Genomic DNA, 3,204 nt, shown 5'->3' on the forward strand with positions numbered 1-3,204 from the left:
CGCGCCGGCGCCCGGCCGGTCCTTGCGCGCCAGGACGGCGTCGCCGCGCAGGAACAGTTCGTGCCCGGCGAACATCAGCCCAGCCAGGAAGAGCGGGATGATGTAGTAGAACAGCCTGAAGACCAGGATCGTGCTGACGATCTGCGACGGCGGCAGATAGGGGCTGAGTGCCAGCATCATCGCCCCGTCGAACACGCCCAGGCCGCCGGGCACGCTGGCGACCAGCCCGGCGGTGTAGGAGGCGATATAGATCGCCAGGAACACGCCGTATCCCAGCCCGATCCCGCCCGGCAGGAAAATATAGGCGATGCCCGCCGTGGCCGCGACCTCGGTCGCGGCGACCAGGGTCTGGGCCAGGGCCATGCCCGGACGCGGCAGCGCGACGGTGTACCGCCACAGCCTGAGGCTGGCCAGGCGCAGCCCCAGCAGGATGTAGCCCACCACCCCGATCCACATCGCGACGCCGACGGCGGACAGCACCACATGCGGGATGCGGGCGCCGAGGACCGGGATCGCCCCGGGTTCCAGCACCAGGACCGCGCCGACCAGCGTGCCGGCGCCCAGCAGATAGGTGGCCGAGCAGAACGCGATGATCTGCGCGATGTCGAACGTCCCGAGGCCCCAGTTGCCGTAGAGTCGAAAACGCACCGCCGCCCCGGAAATCGCGGCGAATCCCAGATTGTGCGACAGGACGTAGGAACAGAACGAGGCGAAGGCGGTACGCCGGAAGGACATGCGCCGCCCCACCTGGACCACCGCCAGGCAGTCATAGAAGGACAGGATGAAATAGGAGAGCAGGGTGCAGCCGACGCCCAGCACCAGGGTGGTGGTGGGTATCGTGCGCAGGGCGGCGAGGATGTCGTCCCAGTGCAGGTCGCGGACCTGGTGCTGGACGACGAGGATGGCGGCGATCATCAGCCCCAGCCCGAGCGCATGGGGCAGATGCCGCAGCAGCCGTTGCCAGCCGGGCGGAATACGGGGCGTGCCTGACGTGTTCTGCCGCTTCAGGAACATTGCGAGTCGGGGGGCAGGTCCGGGAGCGTCATGACGGCGATGCCGCTGCTTCAGCCGGCGGCGTCGTCGGATGCATCGGCGACCGCATCCGCGGCGGGGGCGCGGATCAGGGCCGTTTCGATCAGCGCCACGGTTTCCGACACGCCGTACAATCCGATGAAGATCCCGAAGCGCGGTCCCTCTTTCTGGCCCAGCAGGACCTCGTACAGGCAGCCGAACCAGTCGCGCAGGGCGGCGAAGCCGTGGCGCTTGCCGATTTCGAAGACCAGGTTCTGCAGCGTGTCCGGGTCGGTGGGCGCGTCCTCGAGCCCGCGCAGACTTTCGGCCAGGTCGGCCAGGGCGGTGCGTTCGTGCGGCGCGGGCGCGCGGTAGGTCTTCGCGGGGCGCACGAAATCGGCGTAGTAGACGACGGCATGTTCCACCAGCCGCGCCAGCATGGGGCAGGTCTCGGGCGATGCCGCGGCGTCGTAGCGGCGGATGAATTTCCACAGCACGTCGGCGGTTTCGGCATTCGCGACGCTGGCCAGGTTCAACAGCATGCCGAAGCTCAGCGGGCTGCCGTCATCGGCGCCGATGGCGCCGCCATGGATGAACCAGGCCGGATTGGCCAGCAGGGCCGCGTCGTCGGCCGGCGTTTCCCCGGCACGGGCGACGTTGGCCAGGTATTCGTCCGCCGCCTTGGGGATGACGTCGAAGAACAGGCGCTTCGCCCGCTGCGGGGCGTTGAACATGTACTGACCCAGGCTTTCCGGCGGGGCATAGCGCAGCCATTCCTCGACCGAGATGCCGTTGCCCTTGGATTTGGAGATCTTCTGTCCGTTTTCGTCGAGGAAGAGTTCGTAGGTCAGGCCGGCGGGCGGTTCGCCGCCCAGGATACGGCAGATCCTGCCCGAGAGCTTGACGCTGTCGATCAGGTCCTTGCCGGACATTTCGTAATCGACGCCCAGCGCGTACCAGCGCATCGCCCAGTCGGCCTTCCACTGCATCTTGGCATGGCCGCCGGTCACCGGGGTTTCGAAGGTCTCGCCCGCATCGTCGGTCCAGCGGACGGTCCCGGCGGCCGCGTCGATCGCATCCATGCGAACCTGCATGACATGGCCGGTGCGCGGATGGATCGGCAGCACCGGGGAATAGGTCGCCCTGCGGTCCGGACCCAGGGTCGGCGCGATGACGGCGACGATTTCGTCATGCACCTCCAGCACCCGGCGCAGGGCGGCATCGAAGCGGCCGCCGGTATAATAGTCGGTGGACGAGGCGAATTCGTAGGCGAAGCCGAACCCGTCGAGGAACGCGCGCAGCCGCGCGTTGTTGTGGGCAGCAAAGGATTCATGCGTGCCGAACGGATCGGGGATGCGCGACAGCGGCTTGCCCAGATGTCCGCGCAGCATGTCGCCGTTGGGCACGTTATCCGGCACCTTGCGCAGCGCGTCCATGTCGTCCGAAAAGGCCAGCAGCCGGGTCGGGCGGCCGGTCAGCCTGGTATAGGCCTGGCGCACCCACGAGGTGCGCGCGACCTCGCCGAACGTGCCGATATGCGGCAGGCCGGACGGCCCGTATCCGGTTTCCAGCAGGGCCGGCGCGTCGGCCGGGGCGCCCTTTTTCTCGACATGGGCCGCCAGCTTCCGGGCCTCGTCGAACGGCCAGGCCTTGGGCAGGGAATTGGGGACGCTGCGGTTCTGTTCGGGGCGGTTCTGTTCGGGCATGATGGGGCGGAAGCTAGGAACTGGAGCGGCACGGGTCAATCCAAACCATACACCAGATCGGCCGGCACCGATTCGCCAAATGCGCGCCGGGAGGGCGACAGCCGGCCGGTTGTCCCCTATATGTTCCTGTCATGGCCGCCGCTTTCCCCCCACCGGACATGCCGCCCGCGCTTGTGGCGCGTCACGGATCGTGCTCGCTGCTGACACCGGACGGCGAGGTGCTGACCCTGCCGGCCGAGGACGCGCTGCGCGCCTTGCGCGACTGGGCGCCGCCGCTGGTGGTGCATGCGCCCCTGACCGCGCGACGCATGCGCCTGCAATCCCCGTCACATTTACCGCCGTGGCTGGACCTGCTGGAACTGTTCCTGTTCGTGCTGCCGGGCCGGACGATTCCGCCGACCGTGCGCGGCCTGGCCCTGGCGCTGGGGCTGGACGAGGCGCGGATCGGCGCCGGCGAAGCCGACCTGCTGCCCGAACTGGCCGATAT

The 3,204-nt window shown here is 68.5% G+C and carries 2 protein-coding genes and 1 pseudogene; 1 reads left to right on the forward strand and 2 read right to left on the reverse strand.

The window, feature by feature from the left end; translation table 11 throughout:
* On the reverse strand, positions 1-1,014 hold a 1,014-nt coding region (locus HUK84_RS13285; RefSeq protein ID WP_176640719.1), incomplete at its 3' end, for a lysylphosphatidylglycerol synthase domain-containing protein.
* Between the two features lie 50 nt (positions 1,015-1,064).
* Positions 1,065-2,717, reverse strand: a complete 1,653-nt coding sequence (locus tag HUK84_RS13290) for a lysine--tRNA ligase (protein WP_176640720.1) — start codon at positions 2,715-2,717, stop codon at positions 1,065-1,067.
* A 131-nt stretch (positions 2,718-2,848) separates the two neighbouring features.
* On the opposite strand from HUK84_RS13290, the pseudogene HUK84_RS13295 reads away from it, so the two are divergent.
* Positions 2,849-3,204: pseudogene (locus HUK84_RS13295) on the forward strand (ATP-dependent DNA helicase); the annotation flags it as partial.

This window comes from Nguyenibacter vanlangensis (assembly GCF_013376155.1).
Lineage (GTDB): Bacteria > Pseudomonadota > Alphaproteobacteria > Acetobacterales > Acetobacteraceae > Gluconacetobacter > Gluconacetobacter vanlangensis.